The 21,716-nt window shown below is 64.3% G+C and carries 20 protein-coding genes; 11 read left to right on the top strand and 9 right to left on the bottom strand.

Annotated features, from left to right (window positions below; genetic code table 11):
• Positions 1–14: 14 nt before the first annotated feature.
• Positions 15–1,643, bottom strand: coding sequence for an MFS transporter (locus tag F3H41_RS11615; RefSeq protein ID WP_149738835.1), 1,629 nt, complete (start codon positions 1,641–1,643; stop codon positions 15–17).
• A 242-nt stretch (positions 1,644–1,885) separates the two neighbouring features.
• Between F3H41_RS11615 and rimP the strand changes: the two genes are divergently transcribed.
• The 4 genes from rimP to infB all read left to right on the top strand — a co-directional run bounded on the left by rimP (position 1,886) and on the right by infB (position 7,747).
• Positions 1,886–2,494: a ribosome maturation factor RimP gene (gene rimP, locus F3H41_RS11610; protein ID WP_244616170.1), complete on the top strand. Its 609-nt coding sequence runs from the start codon at positions 1,886–1,888 to the stop codon at positions 2,492–2,494.
• A gap of 71 nt (positions 2,495–2,565) precedes the next feature.
• A complete protein-coding gene (gene nusA / locus F3H41_RS11605; RefSeq protein WP_149738834.1) occupies positions 2,566–4,191 on the top strand; it encodes a transcription termination factor NusA in 1,626 nt (541 codons plus the stop codon).
• Between the two features lie 32 nt (positions 4,192–4,223).
• A complete protein-coding gene (locus F3H41_RS11600) occupies positions 4,224–4,925 on the top strand; it encodes an RNA-binding protein (protein WP_149738934.1) in 702 nt (233 codons plus the stop codon).
• 104 nt (positions 4,926–5,029) lie between these two features.
• Positions 5,030–7,747 carry a translation initiation factor IF-2 gene (infB, locus tag F3H41_RS11595; RefSeq protein ID WP_149738833.1) on the top strand — a complete coding sequence of 906 codons (2,718 nt, stop codon included), beginning with the start codon at positions 5,030–5,032 and terminating at the stop codon, positions 7,745–7,747.
• 5 nt (positions 7,748–7,752) lie between these two features.
• On the opposite strand, the gene F3H41_RS21275 is transcribed toward infB, so the two are convergent.
• Entirely contained in the window at positions 7,753–7,917 is a 165-nt protein-coding gene (locus F3H41_RS21275; RefSeq protein WP_188129435.1) for a hypothetical protein, read from the bottom strand.
• A gap of 62 nt (positions 7,918–7,979) precedes the next feature.
• Here F3H41_RS21275 and rbfA point away from each other — a divergent pair, with 62 nt between their 5' ends.
• From rbfA to F3H41_RS11560, 6 genes are all read left to right on the top strand, one after another.
• Positions 7,980–8,390 carry a 30S ribosome-binding factor RbfA gene (gene rbfA / locus F3H41_RS11590; protein ID WP_149738832.1) on the top strand — a complete coding sequence of 137 codons (411 nt, stop codon included), beginning with the start codon at positions 7,980–7,982 and terminating at the stop codon, positions 8,388–8,390.
• Positions 8,391–8,442: 52 nt separating this feature from the next.
• Positions 8,443–9,378 (top strand): tRNA pseudouridine(55) synthase TruB, encoded by a 936-nt coding sequence (truB, locus tag F3H41_RS11585; RefSeq protein ID WP_149738831.1) that lies wholly within the window; start codon positions 8,443–8,445, stop codon positions 9,376–9,378.
• A gap of 177 nt (positions 9,379–9,555) precedes the next feature.
• Positions 9,556–10,182: an SH3 domain-containing protein gene (locus tag F3H41_RS11575; protein ID WP_210246657.1), complete on the top strand. Its 627-nt coding sequence runs from the start codon at positions 9,556–9,558 to the stop codon at positions 10,180–10,182.
• A gap of 199 nt (positions 10,183–10,381) precedes the next feature.
• Entirely contained in the window at positions 10,382–10,651 is a 270-nt protein-coding gene (rpsO, locus tag F3H41_RS11570; RefSeq protein ID WP_149738830.1) for a 30S ribosomal protein S15, read from the top strand.
• Positions 10,652–10,998: 347 nt separating this feature from the next.
• Positions 10,999–13,137: a polyribonucleotide nucleotidyltransferase gene (gene pnp / locus F3H41_RS11565; RefSeq protein WP_149738829.1), complete on the top strand. Its 2,139-nt coding sequence runs from the start codon at positions 10,999–11,001 to the stop codon at positions 13,135–13,137.
• Positions 13,138–13,326: 189 nt separating this feature from the next.
• Positions 13,327–14,343 carry a class I SAM-dependent methyltransferase gene (locus F3H41_RS11560; protein WP_149738828.1) on the top strand — a complete coding sequence of 339 codons (1,017 nt, stop codon included), beginning with the start codon at positions 13,327–13,329 and terminating at the stop codon, positions 14,341–14,343.
• Positions 14,344–14,442: 99 nt separating this feature from the next.
• Here F3H41_RS11560 and fabB read toward each other — a convergent pair whose 3' ends face one another.
• Together fabB and fabA are read right to left on the bottom strand one after the other, a co-directional pair.
• Entirely contained in the window at positions 14,443–15,666 is a 1,224-nt protein-coding gene (gene fabB / locus F3H41_RS11555) for a beta-ketoacyl-ACP synthase I (protein ID WP_149738827.1), read from the bottom strand.
• Between the two features lie 65 nt (positions 15,667–15,731).
• Positions 15,732–16,247: a 3-hydroxyacyl-[acyl-carrier-protein] dehydratase FabA gene (gene fabA / locus F3H41_RS11550; protein ID WP_149738826.1), complete on the bottom strand. Its 516-nt coding sequence runs from the start codon at positions 16,245–16,247 to the stop codon at positions 15,732–15,734.
• Between the two features lie 268 nt (positions 16,248–16,515).
• On the opposite strand from fabA, the gene irrA reads away from it, so the two are divergent.
• A complete protein-coding gene (gene irrA, locus F3H41_RS11545; RefSeq protein ID WP_149738825.1) occupies positions 16,516–16,932 on the top strand; it encodes an iron response transcriptional regulator IrrA in 417 nt (138 codons plus the stop codon).
• A 46-nt stretch (positions 16,933–16,978) separates the two neighbouring features.
• Here irrA and F3H41_RS11540 read toward each other — a convergent pair whose 3' ends face one another.
• The 5 genes from F3H41_RS11540 to F3H41_RS11520 all read right to left on the bottom strand — a co-directional run bounded on the left by F3H41_RS11540 (position 16,979) and on the right by F3H41_RS11520 (position 21,582).
• Entirely contained in the window at positions 16,979–17,614 is a 636-nt protein-coding gene (locus F3H41_RS11540; RefSeq protein WP_149738824.1) for a trimeric intracellular cation channel family protein, read from the bottom strand.
• A complete protein-coding gene (locus F3H41_RS11535) occupies positions 17,611–18,417 on the bottom strand; it encodes a YdcF family protein (RefSeq protein WP_149738823.1) in 807 nt (268 codons plus the stop codon). The genes F3H41_RS11540 and F3H41_RS11535 overlap by 4 nt, the downstream gene beginning before the upstream one ends.
• Before the next feature lie 51 nt (positions 18,418–18,468).
• Positions 18,469–19,638 (bottom strand): TMEM43 family protein, encoded by a 1,170-nt coding sequence (locus F3H41_RS11530; protein WP_149738822.1) that lies wholly within the window; start codon positions 19,636–19,638, stop codon positions 18,469–18,471.
• A gap of 144 nt (positions 19,639–19,782) precedes the next feature.
• On the bottom strand, positions 19,783–20,115 hold the full coding sequence (locus tag F3H41_RS11525; RefSeq protein WP_149738821.1) for a DUF6665 family protein: 333 nt from the start codon (positions 20,113–20,115) through the stop codon (positions 19,783–19,785).
• 87 nt (positions 20,116–20,202) lie between these two features.
• On the bottom strand, positions 20,203–21,582 hold the full coding sequence (locus F3H41_RS11520; RefSeq protein ID WP_149738820.1) for a nicotinate phosphoribosyltransferase: 1,380 nt from the start codon (positions 21,580–21,582) through the stop codon (positions 20,203–20,205).
• Positions 21,583–21,716: the final 134 nt, after the last annotated feature.

Here is a 21,716-nt window from a genome sequence, read left to right as displayed (position 1 = left end):
GGGCCTTTCGGCCCTTAATGCATCTCCATCTGCTGCTTGTAGCGTTCGTAATCATGCGGAATGATCGTCTGTCGCTCGATCATCCGGTGCACGCGCGGTGGCTCTGCGCCTGAATGGAGAGCACGCAGGCGCTGACCGTTTTCCGCGTCGGCTTTCGTTCGACGCATGTTGTGGCGTACATATTCGACCCAGGTCGGCACGTGGTAGGTCTCGGTCCAGATGGCCGGCTTTTCCAGATCACGCATCAGGGCCCATTGCCCCGCGCCATCGCGGATGCGGATGCGGCGGCGCTCGGTCATGGCGTCCAGGAAGTCCGGAATGTCGGTCTCGGCGATCTCGTAGTCGATCATCACGACGATCGGGCCGCTGCGGGACTTCAGGTCGAGCGGCAGGTTCGGTTCGTTGAACTGGTTGAGAGGATCAAGGTTCAGCGCCTTGAATTCCGGTAGCGCATAGCGAAGGCCGAGTGCGGCCCCGGCGATCATCGCGAAGGCGGCAATCACCAGCGAGACCGAGACGTCCTGCGCATCGGCGATCTCGCCCCAGATCCAGCTGCCGGCCGCCATGCCGCCGAACGTGGTGGCCTGATAGATGGAGAGCGCCCGCCCCACCACCCAGCGTGGAGTGGAGAGCTGGACCGTGGTGTTGAAGAGTGAGAGCGCCCAGACCCAGCTCGCCCCGGCAAGGAGAAGCACGGCGCCGGTGATCGTCGCGCTGGTGCTGATGGCGGTCACCATTGCCGCGATGAAGAAGCCGACGAAGGAGAGGCGGACGATCCATTCGCTCGTCAATTTTTCGCGCAACCGGCTACTGGTCATGGCCCCGCCGATGGCGCCGGCGCCGAAGCAGCCGAGCAGCAGGCCATAGGTCAGCGGCCCGCCCTGTACATGATCGCGCGCCACCAGCGGGAGAAGCGCGAGGATCGCGCTCGCGGAAAAGCCGAAGGCGAAGCCGCGCAGCATGACCTTGCCGATGTTCGGCGACATGTCGACATAGCGGATGCCGGCGCCGATGGCGCGGGCGAAGTTTTCACGCGGCAATGTCCGCTGTTCCGCCGGTCGTTTCCAGCCGATGAGGGCAGCGAGGATCGCGACGTAGCTGACGGCGTTGACCGCGAAAGCGCCGGCCGCGCCCGCCGCCGCGACGATGGCGCCGCCGATTGCCGGACCAAGGCTTCGGGTGATGTTGAAGCCCATACTGTTCAGCGTCACGGCGGCTGCCAGATCCTCACGTGGGACCATGTCGCCCACGGATGCCTGCCAGGACGGGTTGTTCAGCGCCGTGCCGCAGCCGATCAGGAAGGTGAAGGCGAGCAGCAGCCAGGGCGTCAGCACGTTGAACCATGCCGCGACGGCGAGTGCCGTGGAAACGATCAGCATGAAGACCTGCGCCGAAAGCATGATGCGTCGCCGGTCATAGCTGTCGGCGAGCGCCCCGGCAGCGAGCGCGAAGATCATGATCGGCAGCGTCGTCGATGTCTGTACCAGCGCCACCATGTCGGCCGATGTGGAGATCGACGCCATCATCCAGCCCGCGCCCACCGACTGGATCAGGCCGCCGAAATTGGAGGCGATGCTCGCCACCCAGATGTTGCGAAAGGTGGTGTGCCGGAAGGGGCTGAGAAGGGATCGTTGCTGGCTCATGGAAACCGCTGGGCATGTCGCTGGGGAATGTGCTTTTGACAGGCAGGACTTGGGGGAAGGTAGCGCGCTCCAGGCACGGCACAACCCTCCAAACCCCACTCTTGCCACCGATTGGGGCCAAACCTTGCAATCCCGGCAAAAGGCGCGTATATGACAGTCAAATTCTTGATCGCCAGATGAAGAGTGGGCCCCTCGGGACCCGCTCTTTTTTATTGGCCTCGCCTTTTGAAGGAGTGGCACCGTTGGAAGAAACGGTTGAGACCGCAAACGAGCCGCGGCTGGTCGAAGAGACCGGGCTCGACCGGCGCATTGCCGAAATCATCGAGCCGACGCTCGTGCAGATGGGCTTTCGCCTGGTGCGCGTGCGGCTGAGCTCGCAGAACGGCGCGACGCTGCAGGTAATGACCGAGCGCAACGACGGCACCATGACCGTGGAGGACTGTGAAGAGGTCTCCAAGGCCATCTCACCGGTTCTTGATGTGGCGGACCCCGTCGATAAGGCGTATCATCTGGAAATCTCGTCGCCGGGCATCGATCGCCCCATGGTGCGCCGTTCGGATTTCGCGCGCTGGCAGGGTCATCTCCTGAAGTGCGAGACTTCGGTGCTGGTGGAGAACCGCAAGCGGTTCCGCGGCAAGCTGGTCGCCTCCGACGACAACGGCTTCTCGCTGGAGCGCGAGCAACTCGGCTACGGCGAAGAGCCGATCGTGACGATCCCCTTCTCGGCGCTTGCCGATGCGCGGCTGATCCTCACGGACGAACTGATCCGCGACGCGCTGACGGCCGACAAGAAGGCGAAGCTCGCCCAGGCGGCCAACCAGAACGACGAAGACGACGACAGCGAAGAGTGATCCGGCCTTCCGGCAGGCGCGGGCGGCGCAGCCGGCAAAGGGCGATGACAGGATAACGGAGACGGAAAGACATGGCAGTCAGTGCAAACCGGCTGGAGCTTCTGCAGATTGCAGATGCGGTGGCGCGTGAAAAGGTGATCGACCGGGAAATCGTTCTTGCCGCCATGGCGGATGCGATCCAGAAGGCGGCGCGCTCGCGTTACGGTTCGGAATCGAACATTCGTGCCGACATCAACTCCAAGACCGGCGAAATCCGTCTCCAGCGTCTGCTGGAAGTGGTCGAGAAGGCCGAGGACTATTCCACGCAGATCCCGCTGGAACTGGCCCGCGACCGCAACCCCGACGCCAAGCTAGGCGACTTCATCGCCGATCCGCTGCCGCCGATGGATTTCGGCCGCATCGCGGCCCAGTCGGCCAAGCAGGTCATCGTGCAGAAGGTGCGCGAAGCCGAGCGTGACCGTCAGTTCGACGAGTTCAAGGATCGCGTCGGCGAAATCGTCAACGGCACGGTCAAGCGCGTCGAATACGGCAACGTCATCGTCGATCTCGGCCGCGGCGAAGGCATCATTCGCCGCGACGAGATGATCCCGCGCGAGAACATGCGCTACGGCGACCGCGTCCGCGCCTATGTCTACGACGTTCGCCGCGAGCAGCGCGGTCCGCAGATCTTCCTGTCGCGCACCCATCCGCAGTTCATGGTCAAGCTCTTCACCATGGAAGTGCCGGAAATCTACGACGGCATTATCGAGATCAAGTCGGTCGCCCGTGATCCGGGTTCGCGCGCCAAGATCGCCGTGATCAGCCGTGACTCGTCGATCGATCCGGTCGGCGCCTGCGTCGGTATGCGCGGCTCGCGCGTCCAGGCCGTCGTCGGCGAGCTTCAGGGCGAAAAGATCGACATCATTCCGTGGAGCCAGGATCCGGCCTCCTTCATCGTCAACGCCCTGCAGCCGGCGGAAGTCGCCAAGGTCGTTCTGGACGAGGATGCCGAGCGCATCGAAGTGGTCGTTCCCGACGAGCAGCTGTCGCTGGCTATCGGCCGTCGCGGCCAGAACGTGCGCCTCGCTTCGCAGCTGACCGGCTGGGACATCGACATCCTCACGGAGGCCGAAGAGTCCGAGCGTCGCCAGAAGGAATTCAACGAGCGCAGCAACCTCTTCATGGATGCGCTCGACGTCGACGAAATGGTCGGCCAGGTTCTCGCCTCCGAAGGCTTCGCCCAGGTGGAAGAACTCGCCTATGTCGATCTCGACGAAATCGCCTCCATCGACGGCTTCGATGAAGACACGGCAACAGAAATCCAGACCCGCGCCCGCGAATATCTGGAAAAGCTCGAAGCCGAACTCGACGCCAAGCGCCGCGAACTCGGCGTTGCCGACGAATTGCGCGGCATCGACGGCATGACCGGCCAGATGCTGGTGGCGCTCGGCGAGGATGGCATCAAGACGGTCGAGGACTTTGCCGGCTGCGCCGCTGACGATCTCGTCGGCTGGACGGAACGCAAGGACGGCGAAACCAAGCGCTTCGAGGGTCTCTTCTCGAAGTTCGAGGTCTCGCGTGCCGAAGCCGAGGCGATGATCGTGCAGGCCCGTCTGGCGGCCGGCTGGATCACGGAAGAGGACCTTGCCGCCGAAGCCGACGTCGAAGGTGAGGCCGAAGAGGCCGAAGCCGTCGAAGGTACGGAACAGGACGCGTGAGCGGACAAGATGGAAAGCCGGCCCCCGAAGGCATTCGGGAGCCGGATGAGGCCGGTGCCGAGCGCTCAACGCAACGCGCGGCCGGACATCGGAGAGAAGACGTGAACGATCGCACCTGCATCGTGACGCGAGAAGGCGGATCGGCTGACGATCTGATCCGCTTTGTCGCATCGCCGGACGGGCGGGTCGTTCCCGATCTGAAGCGCCAGCTGCCGGGTCGTGGCTGCTGGGTCAAGGCCGAACGCGCGCTGGTCGAAAAGGCCGTCGCGCGCAAGCTCTTTTCCCGGGCCCTGAAGGCAGACGTGATCGCGGAGCCGGCGCTTGCCGATGACGTGGAACGCCTGCTGAAAGCCCAGCTCGCCGGCATGATGAACCTCGCGCGAAAGGCCGGGCAACTGGTCAGCGGGGCGGCAAAGGTGGAAAATGCGGTGCGCGCCCTCGAGGCACTTGCCGTCTTCCACTCGACGGACGCGGCACCCGATGGGGTCCGCAAGATAGATCAGGCACGCAAGGCCATGCACTTTGCGACCGATGGTGAAACCGAAATCCCGGCCTTCCATCTCTTCGACGGCGTCGAAATGGACCAGCTTTTCGGAACTTATGCTTTTATCCATGCCGTGGCGCTTGCAGGGCAGGCGGGTGAAGGTGTAGTGAAGCGCGCAATCATGCTCGAGAAGTACCGTGGAAATGACCCGGTCCGGGCCCGTGATGGCGCTGGCCAGTCTCGTCAATGACGTGGGTCACCGGCGCAATGCCGGAAATTCGCGCCATTGAGCACAGGAATTCATGACAGGATCGGTCAGACGTGGCCGGGCCTGATCGCTAGGAACGGAACGGAATGACGGATAACAAAGACGACAAGACCCTCGGCATGGCTGGCAAGAAGACGCTGACGCTGAAGCCGTCCGGGGTACAGCAGGGGACGGTGCGCCAGGATATGGGCCGCGGCCGGACCAAGGCTGTCGTGGTCGAGACACGCAAGCGCCCGCGCTTGAACCGCCCGGAAGACGAAAAGCCGATCACGCCCGTTGCTGCAGCGCCCGCTCGCCCGGTCGAGCAGCCGCGGCCCGCCGCGCAGCAGCCCCAGCAGCCGGCGCGTCCGCAGCACCCCGTGCGCCAGCAGCCGCAGGACCGCCGCGAGGAAGCTCCGCCGCCGCGTCCGCGTGTCGGCGTCGTGCTGAACCAGTTGTCGCCGGAAGAAGTCGACGCCCGCCGCCGGGCCCTTGCCGAAGCGCAGATCCGCGACGCCGAAGATGCACGCCTGCGTGCCATCGAGGAAGCCCGCCGCGCCCGCGAAGAGGAAGAGCGCCGCGTTCGCGAGGCGGAAGAAGCTGCAAAGCGTGCCGCCGAAGAAGCTGCGCGTCCGAAGGTCGTCGAGCCCGAGCCGGTCGCCGAGGAAGAGCCCGCTGCGGCCGCTCCGACGCCCGCCGTGCAGCCGCGTTCCGCCGCTGCCGGTGCCCGCCGCCCCGACGCCGCTGGCCGTCCGGCCCCGCGTGTCGCAACCCCCGCCGACCCCGCGCCGGTGCCGGGTGCGCCTGTGCGCGGCCGCAAGGTCGATGTGGAGCAGGATGACGAGCGCAAGGGTCCGGCAACGGCTTTCCGCGGCAAGGTCGTGCGTCCCGAGCCTGCCAAGGCGCCGGTGCGTCCGAAGACCGACGAAGGTCGCCGCCAGGGCAAGCTGACGCTGACGGCCGCGCTGGACGACGAGAACTCCTCGCGTGGTCGTTCGCTGGCCGCTGCCCGTCGCCGCCAGGAGAAGTTCCGCCGCAGCCAGATGCAGGAAACGCGCGAAAAGGTCATGCGCGAAGTCATTCTGCCGGAGACCATCACCATTCAGGAACTGGCGCAGCGCATGTCCGAACGGGCCGTTGACGTCATCAAGTACCTGATGAAGGAAGGCCAGATGATGAAGCCGGGCGACGTCATCGACGCCGACCTGGCCGAAATCATCGCGACCGAATTCGGCCACACCGTCAAGCGCGTCTCCGAATCCGACGTTGAAGAAGGCATCTTCAATATCAAGGACGACGAAGGCGAACTGGTATCCCGTCCGCCGGTCGTGACCATCATGGGTCACGTCGACCACGGCAAGACCTCGCTGCTCGACGCCATCCGCAAGACCTCGGTCGTCTCGGGCGAAGCCGGTGGCATCACCCAGCACATCGGGGCCTACCAGGTCGAGCAGAACGGGCAGAAGATCACCTTCATCGACACGCCCGGTCACGCCGCGTTTACAGCGATGCGTGCCCGTGGTGCGCAGGCGACGGACATTGCGATCCTCGTCGTCGCGGCCGATGACAGCGTGATGCCGCAGACGATCGAGTCCATCAACCACGCCAAGGCGGCCGGTGTGCCGATCATCGTGGCGATCAACAAGATCGACAAGCACGAGGCAAACCCGGACAAGGTACGCCAGCAGCTGCTGCAGCACGAAGTCTTCGTGGAATCGCTCGGCGGTGAAGTGCTCGACGTCGAAGTGTCGGCCAAGAACAAGGTCAACCTCGACAAGCTGCTCGAAGCTGTGCTTCTGCAGGCCGAAATCCTCGACCTCAAGGCCGACCCGACCCGTACTGCCGAAGGGACCGTCATCGAAGCCCAGCTCGATCGCGGTCGTGGCTCCGTCGCCACCGTCCTGATCCAGAAGGGTACGCTGAAGCCCGGCCAGATCATCGTTGCCGGCGACCAGTGGGGCCGTGTGCGCGCCCTCGTCAACGACAAGGGCGAGCACGTCAAGGAAGCGGGCCCCGCCATGCCGGTCGAAATCCTCGGCCTGTCCGGTACGCCGGCAGCCGGTGACAAGTTCGCTGTCGTCGAAAATGAAAGCCGCGCCCGCGAGATCTCCGAGTACCGCCAGCGCCTGGCTCGCGACAAGGCGGTTGCCCGCCAGTCGGGTCAGCGCGGTTCGCTGGAACAGATGATGAGCCAGCTCCAGAACACCGGTTTCAAGGAGTTCCCGCTGGTCATCAAGGCCGACGTACAGGGCTCGGTGGAAGCGATCGTCGCGGCCCTCGACAAGCTCGGCACCGACGAGGTCAAGGCCCGCATCGTCCATTCGGGCGCCGGGGCCATCACGGAATCGGATATCTCGCTCGCCGAGGCTTCCGACGCCGCGATCATCGGCTTCAACGTGCGTGCGAACGCGCAGGCCCGCACCGCTTCCGAGCGTGGCGGCATCGAGATCCGCTACTACAACATCATCTACGATCTGGTGGATGACGTGAAGGCGGCGATGTCCGGCCTGCTGTCGCCCGAGCGGCGCGAAACCTTCCTCGGCAATGCCGAGATCCTCGAGGTGTTCAACATCACGAAGGTCGGCAAGGTCGCGGGTTGCCGCGTCATCGAAGGCAAGGTCGAGCGTGGTGCAGGCGTACGCCTGGTGCGCGACAACGTCGTCATCCACGAAGGCAAGCTCAAGACCCTCAAGCGCTTCAAGGACGAAGTCTCCGAAGTGCCGATGGGCCAGGAATGCGGGATGGCCTTCGAGAACTACGAAGACATCCGCGCCGGCGATACGATCGAGTGCTTCCGCGTCGAACACATCACGCGCACGCTCTGAGATCGTCACGCAAGCGGCTGCAGCCGGAACGGTCCAATACCGGCCGGCAGCATGCCGTGATACCAGAGACGGCGGACGCGCCGGCGGCTTTGCCGCCGGTCGTTCGTTTTCATGATGGTGTCCGGATCGCGTGATGAGCGCGCCGTGCACGCCTGCGATGCAGGCTCCATGACATTTCCTTAAGTCAAGACAGGTTGCGCGCCCTTATTGCGGCCGCGAATTGGAAGAAGAGATGAGCAAAGCCACATCCTCCGCGCCCTCCCAGCGCATGCTGCGCGTCGCCGAACAGGTGCGCGCCGCCATTACCCAGGTCCTCCAGCGCGGCGAGGTGCGCGATTCCGTCATCGAGACGACGGTGATCGCCATTTCCGAAGTGCGCATGTCGCCGGACCTCAAGCATGCGACCGCCTTCGTCTCGCCGCTCGGCGTCAAGGACCATGAGAAGGTGATCGAGGCGCTGAACCGCAATGCGAAATTCATCCGCGGCCGCCTTGGCCCGCAACTGCGGCAGATGAAATACATGCCGGACCTGCGCTTCCGCGACGATACGAGCTTCGACAATTACCAGAAGATCGACGAGCTGCTGCGCTCGCCCGAAGTGGCCCGCGACCTCGACCACACCGACGACGAAGACAAGGCGTAAGGCTGGGTTCCTGCCCGCGACTGCCGAGAACCATCATCAACGAGAGACACGAATGTCCAAGCCCCGCAAGCCGAAGGGCCGGCCGATTTCCGGTTGGCTGATCCTCGACAAGCCCCTCGACTACGGCTCCACCGAAGCCGTCTCCAAGATCAAGTGGCTCTTCAAGGCCCAGAAGGCCGGCCACGCCGGCACGCTTGATCCGCTCGCCTCCGGCATGCTGCCGATCGCGCTCGGCGATGCCACCAAGACGGTTCCCTATGTCATGGATGGCCGCAAGGTCTATGAATTCGCCGTCGCCTGGGGCGAGGAGCGCTCGACGGACGATCTCGAAGGTTCGGTCACGGAAAGCTCCGCCAACCGCCCGACGGAAGAGGCGATCCGTGCCCTCCTGCCGCGCTATACCGGCGTCATCAGCCAGGTTCCCCCGCAGTTCTCCGCCATCAAGATCGACGGCGAGCGCGCCTATGACCTCGCCCGCGAAGGCGAGACCGTGGACATTCCCGCCCGCGAGGTGGAGGTCCACCGCCTGACGCTGATCGGGGCGGCGCCGAACCTTGCCCATTTCGAGATCGAATGCGGCAAGGGCACCTATGTTCGCTCGATCGCCCGCGACATGGGTCGCGACCTCGGCTGCTACGGCCATATCGCGTCGCTGCGCCGCACCTTCGTCGCCCCCTTCGGCGAGGAGGACATGGTCCCGCTGTCCGATCTCGTCGCGCTGGAAAAGATCGAGGATGACGCCGAGCGGCTCGCAGCCCTCGATGAATACCTCATCGACACGGGCGAGGCCCTGTCGGACCTGCCCCACCTCGCCGTCAACGACGACCAGGCCCACCGCCTGCGCATGGGCAATCCCATCATCCTGCGCGGCCGCGATGCGCCGGCAAGCGAGCCGGAAGCCTATGCGACGGCCCGCGGCAAGCTGGTCGCCATCGGCGAGATCGCCGAGGGAGAGTTTCGGCCGAAACGCGTTTTTGCGGGCAGTTGAGGCCTGGCGCAGACGTGTTGCATTGGGCCTTTTGCCGTTGCATCCTGTGCGGAGAGCCGACCGGCGGAGTGAAGGCTGATGAGGTGGTTTTCCTGTTTCTATCCAGTGTCTGTGGGCATTGCGCTCCGGCTGGCCGCAACATTGACCACCGCATGGTTGGCTGCCCCGGCGTCTGGAATGGCAGCGTCTGACGCGGTTTGCCTGGTCGCCGATCCCTCGGGAACCCCGCTCAACGTCCGTAGCCGACCGAACGGTGACATTGTCGCCACGCTCGACAACGGGGTGAGAGTGTTGCCGTTTTCGCAGCGCATGGATCGCGGCAAGCTCTGGATGAGGGTGGAGGTACCAGGTGGTTTGACGGGCTGGGTCTTCGCATCCTACCTGGATTGCGCCTCGGGCACTCCGGCGGGGAAAGCGCCGGTGCACATAACGGCGGACGCCGCGTTCGCAGCAGACGCGGCGGCTTTGCCCGACACCTGCCTGGTCGCAGATCCTTCAAGCACCCCGCTCAACGTCCGCAGCCGGCCGAACGGGGACATTGTCGCCACGCTCGAAAACGGCGTGAAGGTCACGCCTGTCTCGCAGCGCATGGACCGTGGCAAGCTCTGGATGAACGTGGACGTACCGGGTGGCCTGTCGGGCTGGGTCTTCGCGTCCTATCTGGATTGTGCACCGGGCCTCCCGGCGGGAAAGGCACCGGTCCACATCACCGCCGAACCCGAGCCGGAGCAGAGGCCGGACGTCGGCGCCCAGCCTTCCGACTTCAAGTCCGCGCCGATGAAGCCCCGCCCGAGCCCGGGCTGACGCGGGAGCCGTTTCGTCCCGGGCGCAGGGTCCGTCGATCGGCTCACTCGCGTCCAATCCGCCGCTCTTTCCTTTTGCCTGCGAATGGTCTATAGGCACCGCCAGCTTGAGGTTCCCTGAACCTTTTGCCTCACGGCCGCTGCTGGACGACATCCCGGCTGCTGGCGACCCAAACTCCTCGAAATCGAAAGGACACACGATGTCGATCACTGCAGAACGCAAGGCCGCTCTCATCAAGGAATATGCCACGTCGGAAGGCGACACCGGTTCCCCGGAAGTCCAGGTTGCCATCCTCACGGAGCGCATCAACAACCTGACGGAGCACTTCAAGGGCCACAAGAAGGACAACCATTCCCGCCGGGGTCTCCTGGCGCTGGTGTCCAGCCGCCGTTCGCTTCTCGACTACCTGAAGAAGAAGGACGATGACCGTTACACGAAGCTCATCGCTTCGCTCGGCATCCGTCGCTAAGCTTCCTTCCGGCGGGGTGGCCCCTTGAGGCTTCCCCGCCGGCTTTCATTTCTGAGCGCGACATTCCCGCGCTCGCCCTCTGCTCTCCGATGCCCTCCAAGGGTGCGGGCGGGCGGACCCAGCAGACCGGATGGGCCGGTGCTGCGGACCAACGGATGACCCGTCATGGGGCAGGATTGCAGGACGCTTACCCGCCCGCATCCCCGCCCGGGACCGACAAAGGATGCCGCGAGGGGAGACTTCCCCGCAAGCGCCCCGCTGTCTTGCCCGTGATGCGTCATCGACAGGGGCCTGTCGGACAAGCGCAAGACCTGCGCGCCGGCTAGGCCCGCTACGAAGGACAAGACATGTTCGAAACCCATACGGTAGAAATCGAGTGGGCAGGCCGCCCGCTCAAGCTGGAAACCGGCAAGATCGCGCGCCAGGCTGACGGCGCCGTTCTCGCCACCTACGGCGAGACCGTCGTTCTGGCGACCGTCGTATCCGCCAAGGCGCCGAAGCCGGGCCAGGATTTCTTCCCGCTGACCGTCAACTACCAGGAAAAGACCTACGCCGCCGGCAAGATCCCGGGTGGCTACTTCAAGCGCGAAGGACGTCCGTCGGAAAAGGAAACGCTGGTTTCCCGCCTCATCGACCGCCCCATCCGCCCACTTTTCCCGGAAGGCTACAAGAACGACACCCAGGTCGTCGTCACCGTTGTCCAGCACGACCTTGAAAACGATCCGGACGTCCTGTCGATGGTTGCCGCCTCGGCAGCGCTGACGCTCTCCGGCGTCCCCTTCATGGGCCCCGTCGGCGGCGCTCGCGTTGGTTACATCAACGGCGAATACGTGCTGAACCCGCATCTCGACGAGATGAACGAGTCGGCCCTCGACCTCGTCGTCGCCGGCACGCAGGACGCCGTGCTGATGGTCGAGTCCGAAGCCAAGGAACTGAACGAAGACACCATGCTCGGCGCCGTCATGTTCGGCCATAAGGGCTTCCAGCCGGTGATCGACGCGATCATCAAGCTCGCCGAAGTGGCTGCCAAGGAGCCGCGCGAATTCGAGCCGGAAGATCATTCCGCTCTCGAAGGCGAGATGCTCCAGCATTTCGAAGCCGAGCTGCGCGCCGCCTACAAGAACACGCAGAAGGCAGAGCGCTACGCCGCCGTCGACGCCGTCAAGGCCAAGGTCAAGGCCCACTTCTTCCCGGAAGGTGTTGAGCCGAAGTACACCGCCGAAGTCATCGGCGCCGTCTTCAAGCACCTGCAGGCCAAGATCGTTCGCTGGAACATCCTCGACACCAAGAGCCGCATCGACGGCCGCGACCTCGAAACGGTCCGTCCGATCGTCTCGGAAGTCGGCATCCTGCCGCGCACCCACGGTTCTGCCCTCTTCACGCGTGGCGAAACCCAGGCGATCGTCGTTGCCACGCTCGGCACCGGCGAAGACGAGCAGTATGTCGACAGCCTGACCGGCATGTACAAGGAACGCTTCCTGCTGCACTATAACTTCCCGCCCTACTCGGTCGGTGAAACGGGCCGCATGGGCTCCCCGGGCCGCCGCGAAATCGGCCACGGCAAGCTGGCCTGGCGCGCCATCCGCCCGATGCTGCCGTCGGCGGAGCAGTTCCCCTACACGCTGCGCGTCGTCTCCGAGATCACCGAGTCGAACGGCTCGTCCTCCATGGCCACCGTCTGCGGCACCTCGCTGGCGCTCATGGATGCCGGCGTTCCGCTCGCAAAGCCGGTTGCCGGTATCGCCATGGGCCTGATCCTCGAAGGCGAGCGCTTTGCCGTTCTCTCCGACATTCTCGGTGACGAAGACCACCTCGGCGACATGGACTTCAAGGTCGCCGGCACGGCCGACGGCATCACCTCGCTGCAGATGGACATCAAGATCGCCGGTATCACCGAAGAGATCATGAAGGTCGCGCTCGGCCAGGCCCAGGGCGGCCGCAAGCACATCCTCGGCGAGATGGCCAACGCCATCACCGAGGGCCGCTCGCAGCTCGGCGAATTCGCACCGCGCATCGAAGTCATGAACATCCCGGTCGACAAGATCCGCGAAGTCATCGGCTCCGGCGGCAAGGTCATCCGCGAAATCGTCGAAAAGACCGGCGCCAAGATCAACATCGAGGACGACGGCACGATCAAGATCGCCTCGTCTTCCGCGAAAGAAATCGAAGCCGCCCGCAAGTGGATCCACTCCATCGTCGCGGAACCGGAAGTCGGCCAGATCTACGAAGGCACGGTCGTCAAGACCGCCGACTTCGGCGCCTTCGTCAATTTCTTCGGCCCGCGCGACGGTCTCGTCCACATCTCGCAGCTCGCCCAGGAGCGCGTTTCCAAGACGACCGACGTCATCAAGGAAGGCGACAAGGTCTGGGTCAAGCTGATGGGCTTCGACGAGCGTGGCAAGGTTCGCCTCTCCATGAAGGTCGTCGACCAGGCAACCGGCAAGGAAATCGTCGGCGAGAAGAAGGCTGACGACGCCGCTGAATAAGCCGGCGCGCCACTTTTGATCACGGGCGCGGGGCCTTACGAGGTCCCGCGCCTTTTTGCGTGAGGCTCGCGCCAACGCGATATGCCTTTCCCGCGCGGTCGCAGATCAGCGCGACATCTCTTGTTTTGACACGCGCAATGGGTTTGTCTGAAACCTTCAAACGGCGCGATCTGCCCCCAGGATGACACCATGGCCCGTGATGCACTGAAGACGCTGTTTTACCCTTTTGAAAACGGAACGCTGGCTCCGCCCGCCGCCGAAGAGAAGGTGCTGTTTCTCGGCGCCGAGGCCGGCTTCCGGCGGCCGGAAGGCTTCGAGGCGACGATGGCCTCGGTGCAGCCGCTACGCCCGCTCTACAGGGCTCTGGAGGCGGCGCGCGTCGAGGTGACGCCCGTTGTCGAGGGCGACGACTATGCAGCAAGCCTCATCCTGCTCGGCAAGCACAAGGGCGAAAATGAAAACCGCCTGGCCGAAGCGCTGAAGCGCACCGAGGTCGGCGGCCTGATCGTCGTGGCCGGCGCCAAGGAGGATGGCATCCAGCCGCTGCGCAAGCGTCTGCTGCAGATGAATATCCCGGCCGATTCCATGCCGAAATACCATGCGATCGTGCTCTGGTTCGCGAGGCCAGAAGACATCTCCGATCTTCTTGCCGCCTTCGAAGGCAGGGCTGCGATGGTGGAAGACCGCTTCGAGGCGGCGCCCGGCATGTTCTCGCACGACCGCGTCGATGCCGGATCGGAGCTTCTGGCCAGCCGTTTCCCGACCGATTTTGCTGGCCACGCCGCCGATTTCGGTGCTGGCTGGGGCTATCTCTCCGTCATGCTGGCAAAGACGGCGCCGGGCGCCAAGGGCATCGATCTCTTCGAAGCTCATCACGAGGCGCTGGAAGCGGCGCGCCGCAACATGGCTGCCAACGCCCCGAAAATGCCGGCCCGCTTCTACTGGAGCGACCTGACGGCCGAGGCGCCGCGTGATCATTACGACCTCATCGTCATGAACCCGCCCTTCCACGACGGCCATGCCACGGAGGCTTCGCTCGGCGTCGCCATGATCCGCATGGCCGCCAAGAGCCTGAAGCAGGGCGGCCGCCTCATGCTCGTTGCCAATCGCGGCCTGACCTATGAGACGGTGATGCCGGAACTCTTCAAGGAATGGGGCGAGACCTGCCGCAACGCCCGCTACAAGGTGCTCTGGGGCAAGCGCTGACCGCTCTCCCTTTCCGATCTCCAAATGAAAAGGCCGGCGAATGCGCCGGCCTTCTCATTGTATCGCTCACGATCCATCGTCCGCGCCGCAGACGGCGCCTCATCCGGTGTGGCGCTGGAAGACGAGCGTGGCGTTGGTGCCGCCGAAGCCGAAGGAGTTGGAGAGGATCGTATCGATCTTGGCGTTGTCGATACGGCTGCGCACGATCGGCACGCCCTCGAACTCCGGATCCAGCGTCTCGATATGGGCGCTTTCGCCGATGAAGCCCGCTTGCATCATCAGGAGGCCGTAGATCGATTCCTGCGCGCCGGCCGCCCCCAGCGAATGGCCCGTCAGCGACTTCGTCGACTGGATGTGCGGGATCTTGTCGCCGAAGACTTCGCGGATCGCGCCGATTTCCTTCGAGTCACCTACCGGTGTCGAGGTGCCGTGCGTGTTGATGTAGTCGACCTCGCCATCGACGGTCGCGAGCGCCTGGCGCATGCAGCGCGCCGCGCCTTCGCCCGAGGGGGCCACCATGTCGTAGCCGTCGGAGGTCGCGCCATAGCCGACGAGTTCGGCATAGATCTTCGCGCCGCGGGCCTTTGCATGCTCCAGCTCTTCCAGCACCAGCACGCCAGCGCCGCCGGCGATGACGAAGCCGTCGCGGTTGGCGTCGTAGGCGCGTGAGGCGACGGACGGCGTGTCATTGTACTTGGAGGACATGGCGCCCATGGCATCGAAAAGGTTCGACATGGACCAGTCGAGATCCTCGTGACCGCCGGCAAACATGATGTCCTGCTTGCCCCACTGGATCATCTCCGCCGCATTGCCGATGCAGTGCGCCGAGGTCGAGCAGGCCGACGAGATCGAATAATTGACGCCATGGATCTGGAACCAGGTGGCCAGCGTCGCGGATGCCGTGGACGACATGGCCTTGGGAACGGCAAACGGGCCGATGCGCTTCGGGCTCAAGTTCTTGCGCGTGATTTCAGCCGCTTCGATGATGGTCCGGGTGGAGGGGCCGCCCGAGCCCATGATGATGCCGGCGCGCGGATTGCGCTGGTAGTCGGCCTCCTCGAGACCGGCATCGGCGATTGCCTGCTTCATGGCCACATGGTTCCAGGCACCGCCCTGCGACAGGAAGCGCATGGCGCGGCGATCGACAAGCTCGGTCGGGTCGAGCGTCGGTGCGCCCCAGACCTGGCAGCGGAAACCGTATTCGGCAAAGGAAGGCGATGCGGTGATGCCGGATTTGGCCTCGCGCAGCGACGCCGTGACTTCCGCCGCATCGCTTCCGATCGAGGAGACAATACCAAGCCCGGTGACAACGACTCGTCTCATCTTGTGAACCTTTCTGATCATTGAAGCGGCGGTGGCGCCGCAGGCAGCTTCAGCCGGCGCGGGCGTCAGGCCGTCTTTTCCTTGGAGAGGCCGACGCGAAGATCGCTGGCCTGATAGATGGTCTCGCCATCGGCCTTCAGCCAGCCATCGGCCGTTCCGAGCACGAGCCGGCCGCGCATGACGCGCTTGAAATCGATGCCATATTCAAGAAGCTTCGTGTGCGGGCGAACCATGCCCTTGAACTTCACCTCGCCGGTGGAGAGCGCCATGCCGCGGCCTTCTTCACCGAGCCAGCCGAGGAAGAAGCCGGTCAACTGCCACATGCCGTCAAGGCCGAGGCAGCCGGGCATGATCGGGTTTCCCTGGAAGTGGCAGGGGAAGTACCAGTCGTCCGGGCGCACATCGTACTCGGCACGGATAAAGCCCTTGTCGAAGGCGCCGCCCGTTTCGGAAATCTCCGTGATGCGGTGAACCATCAGCATGGGGGGAAGGGGCAACTGCGCATTGCCCGGACCAAACAGCTCGCCGCGCCCGCAGCTGAGAATTTCCTCGTAGGTGTAACTGGACTGTCTGGTCGTCATGGGCCGGTATTTCCCCGCTTTCTGCTTGTCGTTACGCGGTGTTCGAACGCGGCCGGATGTATTCCCGTTCGCGTCCCACCGTCTTCATCAACGCCGTCGCATACATGATGGTCGCGTCAACGGCTAGGGGTCAATGCCTCAAGACCCCACAAATGCGGCCTTTGCCCGGCCGGGTGGATGTGTCGCTATTGAAAGCGCATGCTGCAAAAGTTATATCGGTCGTCAGGGTTGCCCGTTCAACCGGGCCGAAGGGTACATTTGCGCCGTCATGACTTGTGAAATCGCTCCAAGTGTCGAAGACCGTCTGCGGCTGAGCGGCCTGCGGCCGACGCGGCAGCGCGTGGCGCTGGCCGATCTTCTCTTCGCCAAGGGTGATCGCCACCTCACGGTCGAGGAACTGCACGAGGAAGCCCAGGTGGCCGGCGTGCCCGTGTCGCTTGCGACGGTCTACAACACGCTGCACCAGTTTACCGAGGCAGGTCTGATCCGCGTTCTCGCTGTTGAAGGTGCGCGCACCTATTTCGATACGAACGTCTCCGACCATCACCACTTCTTCGTGGAAGGTCGCGCCGAGGTCCTCGATATCCCCGTCAACAATATCGAGATCGGCAATCTGCCGGAGCCGCCCGAAGGCATGGAAATCGCCCACGTCGACGTGGTGATCCGTCTGCGCCCCAAGGCCTGAGCGCAACACCGTCTGGCGGAATGCCGGCGAGCTTTTCGGGCCTTCCTTAAAGAACATCATCCGGGTCACGAGGCGGACGCGGGTCGCCGACTGGCAGCGTCCAGCCGTAGCGCAGCGCCCCGCCGCGAATGACGAAGGCGGCGATGACACCGGCAAGGCTGGACGGCACCTGCGTGGCGCCGAGTGCCATCAGCACCGTATAGGTGCCGGCGCCGGCCAGCGCCGCGGTCACATAGATTTCCGGCCGCAACAGCACGGAGGGTTCGCCTGCGATGATGTCGCGCAGGATGCCGCCGAAGGTGGCGGTGAGCACGCCCGTGACCACGGCGACAGCCAGCGAGCCCGTCGCCGCAAACCCCTTTGCAGCGCCCATCACGCAATAGGCCGAGAGTCCCACCGCATCCAGCCAGACCAGCACTCGGTAGCGCGATTCCAGAAGGCGTGCCGCGAAAAAGACAGCAAAGCCGACGGCGGCCGAGACCACGAGATATTCGGGGTTGCGCACCCAGAAGACCGGCGTCGCCCCCAGCACGAGGTCGCGCAGCGTGCCGCCGCCGATCCCGGTCACGGAGGCCAGAAACATGTGGCCGATGATGTCGAGCTGCTTTCGCGCTGCCGCAAGCCCGCCGGTGGCGGCAAATACGGCAACGCCGGCATAGTCGAGCCAGTCGAGGATCGTCATGGGGTCTGCCCGCCCTGGTGCGGGAACACCGTATGGGTGCGGCCGGCGAGATAGTAGGCGAGAAGGCCGACCCACTCCCGCGCGGCAGTGGTCGCGAGCTGTGCGTTCAGCGAGGGCTGCGTGAAATCGAAGCCCAGGCGGGCTCGTCCCGTCGTCCGGTAGTCGGTCGGCCAGGCCCGCGCGCCGACGCCCATCTTGCGAAACAGGCCCACCGCACGTGGCATGTGGAAGGCGGAGGTGACGAGCAGGCAGTCATCCAGCCCTTCGCGGCGCAGGAGTTCCACCGTATTGGATGCATTTTCGGAGGTCGTACGCGACGTCCCTTCTTCGATGATCCGGTTGGGATCGATGCCGAAGCGACCGAAGAAATCCCGCGCGACGGCGGCATCGCCCTGATAGGCCCCCGAGAAGGAGCCGTCGCCGCCGGAGACCAGAATGCGTGCGGCCGGATTCTCCCGCGCCAGCAGCACGGTTTCCACGAAGCGGTCGCCTGCCTGGTTGAGCTCGATGCCGCCGCGCGCGGCGATGACTTCATTCTCAAAAGCGCCGCCGAGCACGATGATGCAGCGCTCGCCGGCGGCAAGCGGCGCCTGTCGCTGAAAGCGGTTTTCCAGTGCCTGGAGTGCCACCGTCCCGCTCGTTGTGAAGAGGGTAACGAAGAGAACGAGCGTGGCGAGTACGATGATGCCGACCCCGCTGCGGCCAAGGCCGAGACGCATGAAGATCAATCCGCTGACGAGCAGCAGGAAGACGAGGCTCAGCGGCTGAAGGACCAGCCAGACAAGTTTGGAGATCAGGAACATGCATGGCCCCTGCCGCAGCGGTGGGGCCGTTTTGAGGCATCGTTCATGGTCTTACGCCGGCTTTCCGGCCGGCGCAGCAGCCGGACGGCGAAGCCGCATGATGATGAAGGCGAGCGCCGCCCCGCCGGCAATGAGACCGATCGAAAGGAGCGGCCGATAGGCGAACCAGGCCAGCGCAATGACGGTCGGGCCGATGATCAACGTCAGCGCAAAGGCAATGAGACCCGTGCCGAACCGCACGATGGATCCGACGAAGGGAATGACATCGGCAATCACGCCCAGGATCGACAGGGTCAGCGAAAAGCCGATGTAGAGGCCAACAAGGCCGGCAAACCGCACGAGCCATGTGATGATGGTGTTCTCGCTTTCGGCGGAAGCAAACATGTCGGGTGCCGAGACGATGCCGGCCTCAGCGAGCATCAGGCTGCGGCCATTCGAGGTGGTGTAGGGACGGATACCATTTCCGGACTGGGCCCCGACGAGGCTCGCCTCGCTGACATCCTGTCGCTGGAAGCGGATGCGCAGATCGCCGATGGCAGGTGCGTTGCGGTTTTCGGCAACGAAGAGCGTCGTGCCGTCGGTCGAGACAGGCAGGCCCGTCGCAATCGTCTGCTCGATCTGGCGGACCATGTCCGGCGAGAGCGGCAGCGGTTTCGTCGTGCCGAGATTGGCGATCGTTTCGCCATCCACCACGAAGGCACCGATATGGGCGGAGGGCACGGAAAAATGGTCGCTTTCAAACGGCATGGGCGGATTGGCGTGCCCCTCGGCCTCGCGGAAGCGGCTGGAATCGACCGGACGGCTCTGCCAATCCTTCTTGTAGCTGTAGGTGGTGACGGTCTCTTCGCCGCCGCCGAGGGTCTTCTTCGTCTCGCTCCGGCTTTCTTCCACCCACTGGAACATTTCGACATCGCGGCGAAGCCCCGCGGCTCCGGTTGCGGAAACGGAAAAAGCCGGATCTTCTGGCGTACCGTCCGGGACAACCTTTCCCGACAGATGCACCAGCTTGCCCTCATGTGCAGGGTCTATCACGTCACTCGCCACGGGAATGACAAGACCGGCCCCCTCAATGAGCGCCTCGTAGGTCTTCACCGCGCGCCCTTCATTCCAGGCCAGCAGCACGATCATGCCGACGACGAGGATCAGGCCGACGAAGATCCCGACGACGCCGTTCTTCAGGCGCGTGAACCACGAGGTGTGGGTCGTTTCGCTAAAACTCATGATGTTCCCTCAAGCATCGACGGCCCCCGCCGCCATTTTGCAGCACGGCAGTGTAACGGCTAATCGCGTTTCAGCAACGCCTAGGCAAAAAAGGCCCGTCAATGGTTGGGCTGGAAAGGGACTGATAAGGCAGGTGTTTTGCGCTCAGCGTTTTCGCACCACGCCGAGCCGCGCCATGACTTCCGGCGGAATGCCGTAGCGCTGCACCACATCGCGGCCATTGCGCAGGCCGCAGATTTCCCGCTGGATGAAGAAGGACCAGACGGCGTCGGCCGCCGCCTGCAGGAGATCCTCCCGCCACGAGCCGGTCGCGCCTCCATCAAGACCCTTTGCGAGCGCGGCAAGGGCCGTCTCTACCCTGGTGCCGTGTCGGCCAAGCGAATCGGCCCGTTCCGACATCAGCTCGTATTCGAGAATGCCAAGACCGGTATCCGGCCCCCTGCCAGGCTGCAGCGATTGCGGTGGGCGAAACGACATGGAAAGCCTCCTTGCACCGTCCCGAAACATGGGGCCGACGCCCGTGGCACGCAAGGCAGCCGGCGCCGCAAGGGCTGCCTTGGGGGATCATGAGGCCCGCTGGCGGACCTCGGCGAAGGTGACGGGGGCATGCAATTGTCCGTCGCGCCAAACGAGCCGCATGCGGTTCTGCCGTGCGCCGAGGTCTTCGAGACGCACCGCTTCCAGCCCGTTGAAACTCTCCACCACGGCCTGCCGGCCGGCCTTGGAGGCTTTCAGGCTCATCGTCGCTGGCCGCTTGAAAAGCTCATGCCAGCGGCCGCTCGCATCTTTGCGGGCATTGGCCTTCATCGCGAAGGAGAAGGTGTCGCGGTTGAGCTTCTGCAGCAGGCTGCCGCCGAGGCCGAACATGACATTCTCCGCCGAAAAGCCGAAGGCTTCGAGACGCGACAGAACGAGGCCGATGTCACTCAGCGAAATACCGTCGCCCTGCAACACGCGCACGCAGTCATCCAGCAGTTTGTAGCCCTTGCCGTTCTGCCGCGATCCGAAATGGTAATCGAGCTGGCGCACCGCATGGGTCGGGTTCTCGATCGGATCGCCGCTGTCGGGTCGGATGATCAGCCGCCCGCCGGCGGCGCGCACCTTGTCCTTGAGTTGTTTGCCCCAGATCTCGGAGATCGCGAAATTGATATCGAAACTGTCGGAGACGACCGAGTAGGTCCCGGAGCCAAACCGATCGATCATGTTGCGATAGGCATCTGCCTCGTGATCACCGCCCCAGGCGATCATCGTCGAATGTTCCGATGCCGGGTAGGAGAGGTTCGAGAGTTCCGCCGCGTAGTAGCGCTGCGCAAACAGGATGCCGGTCATCGTATCGGTGCGGTCGAAATGGATGAGATGGGCCGCGCCTCCTAGCCCCGCCTGTTCGAACGAGGCGACACCGCGCGCGCCAAAATCATGGACCGCTTGGCGCAGAACCGTTTCCGCGTTGTCACAGGTCTTCTCGTAGTAGGGACGCAGCGCCTGCTTGACCCGCCGTCCGTGGCTCGCGACGGTCGAGGGATACCAGATCGCCCGCAGCAGTGCGGTTTCGATGAAGCCGGGTAGCCAGAAGCAGGCCGGGTCGGTGTTGACGACCTGCACCATGGGCACGCCGCGCCTGACGCGCGTGCCCTCCGGCAGCGCCCAGATCTCCAGTGGCAGGATACCGTTGTGGCGCTCCACGATGTGCATCCAGCCGGCCTTGTCGAAGGGCTGGCCCTGCGCTGTCACGACGGCCTCCGCCTCTTCGACGTCCGCACGCGTCACGCGGCGCATCATATGGCTGAGGAGAAAGGCCTGCAGCCCGAAGAACACGACATCGGTGAGATCGGAGGAGCCGCGCGTTTCGATATAGGCGGACACGGCAGTGGTCTCCGGCGGATATTGCAGGAAATGGCTGAACTTATAGCCGTCCGTATTGAGGATGGGATTGTCGATCTGCATGCCTGCCTCCCGCCGTTTCGGCGCCATGTGACGGAGGCTAGCGACGCCAGCTTGCGCGGAGACTGCGAGCGGTGTCTGCGCATGCAGGCGTTAACAAATCCTCAACGAAGTGATGCAATTCTACGGGAGCTGAA

It is taken from the genome of Rhizobium sp. RU20A (assembly GCF_900155885.1).
In the GTDB taxonomy this organism is placed as follows: domain Bacteria; phylum Pseudomonadota; class Alphaproteobacteria; order Rhizobiales; family Rhizobiaceae; genus RU20A.
Note: the sequence above shows the minus strand (reverse complement) of the source record. Positions and strands in the feature narration are given on the sequence as shown.

Coding starts and splice junctions, on each gene's coding strand:
- F3H41_RS11520 (WP_149738820.1), bottom strand. CDS start 21,582: ATGCAGATCGACAATCCCATCCTCAATACGGACGGCTATAAGTTCAGC.
- F3H41_RS11525 (WP_149738821.1), bottom strand. CDS start 20,115: ATGTCGTTTCGCCCACCGCAATCGCTGCAGCCTGGCAGGGGGCCGGAT.
- F3H41_RS11535 (WP_149738823.1), bottom strand. CDS start 18,417: ATGTTCCTGATCTCCAAACTTGTCTGGCTGGTCCTTCAGCCGCTGAGC.
- F3H41_RS11560 (WP_149738828.1), top strand. CDS start 13,327: ATGGCCCGTGATGCACTGAAGACGCTGTTTTACCCTTTTGAAAACGGA.
- truB (WP_149738831.1), top strand. CDS start 8,443: ATGTCCAAGCCCCGCAAGCCGAAGGGCCGGCCGATTTCCGGTTGGCTG.
- F3H41_RS21275 (WP_188129435.1), bottom strand. CDS start 7,917: ATGGAGCCTGCATCGCAGGCGTGCACGGCGCGCTCATCACGCGATCCG.
- rbfA (WP_149738832.1), top strand. CDS start 7,980: ATGAGCAAAGCCACATCCTCCGCGCCCTCCCAGCGCATGCTGCGCGTC.
- nusA (WP_149738834.1), top strand. CDS start 2,566: ATGGCAGTCAGTGCAAACCGGCTGGAGCTTCTGCAGATTGCAGATGCG.
- F3H41_RS11615 (WP_149738835.1), bottom strand. CDS start 1,643: ATGAGCCAGCAACGATCCCTTCTCAGCCCCTTCCGGCACACCACCTTT.
- irrA (WP_149738825.1), top strand. CDS start 16,516: ATGACTTGTGAAATCGCTCCAAGTGTCGAAGACCGTCTGCGGCTGAGC.
- pnp (WP_149738829.1), top strand. CDS start 10,999: ATGTTCGAAACCCATACGGTAGAAATCGAGTGGGCAGGCCGCCCGCTC.
- F3H41_RS11575 (WP_210246657.1), top strand. CDS start 9,556: ATGGCAGCGTCTGACGCGGTTTGCCTGGTCGCCGATCCCTCGGGAACC.
- F3H41_RS11540 (WP_149738824.1), bottom strand. CDS start 17,614: ATGACGATCCTCGACTGGCTCGACTATGCCGGCGTTGCCGTATTTGCC.
- rpsO (WP_149738830.1), top strand. CDS start 10,382: ATGTCGATCACTGCAGAACGCAAGGCCGCTCTCATCAAGGAATATGCC.
- fabB (WP_149738827.1), bottom strand. CDS start 15,666: ATGAGACGAGTCGTTGTCACCGGGCTTGGTATTGTCTCCTCGATCGGA.
- F3H41_RS11530 (WP_149738822.1), bottom strand. CDS start 19,638: ATGAGTTTTAGCGAAACGACCCACACCTCGTGGTTCACGCGCCTGAAG.
- infB (WP_149738833.1), top strand. CDS start 5,030: ATGACGGATAACAAAGACGACAAGACCCTCGGCATGGCTGGCAAGAAG.
- fabA (WP_149738826.1), bottom strand. CDS start 16,247: ATGACGACCAGACAGTCCAGTTACACCTACGAGGAAATTCTCAGCTGC.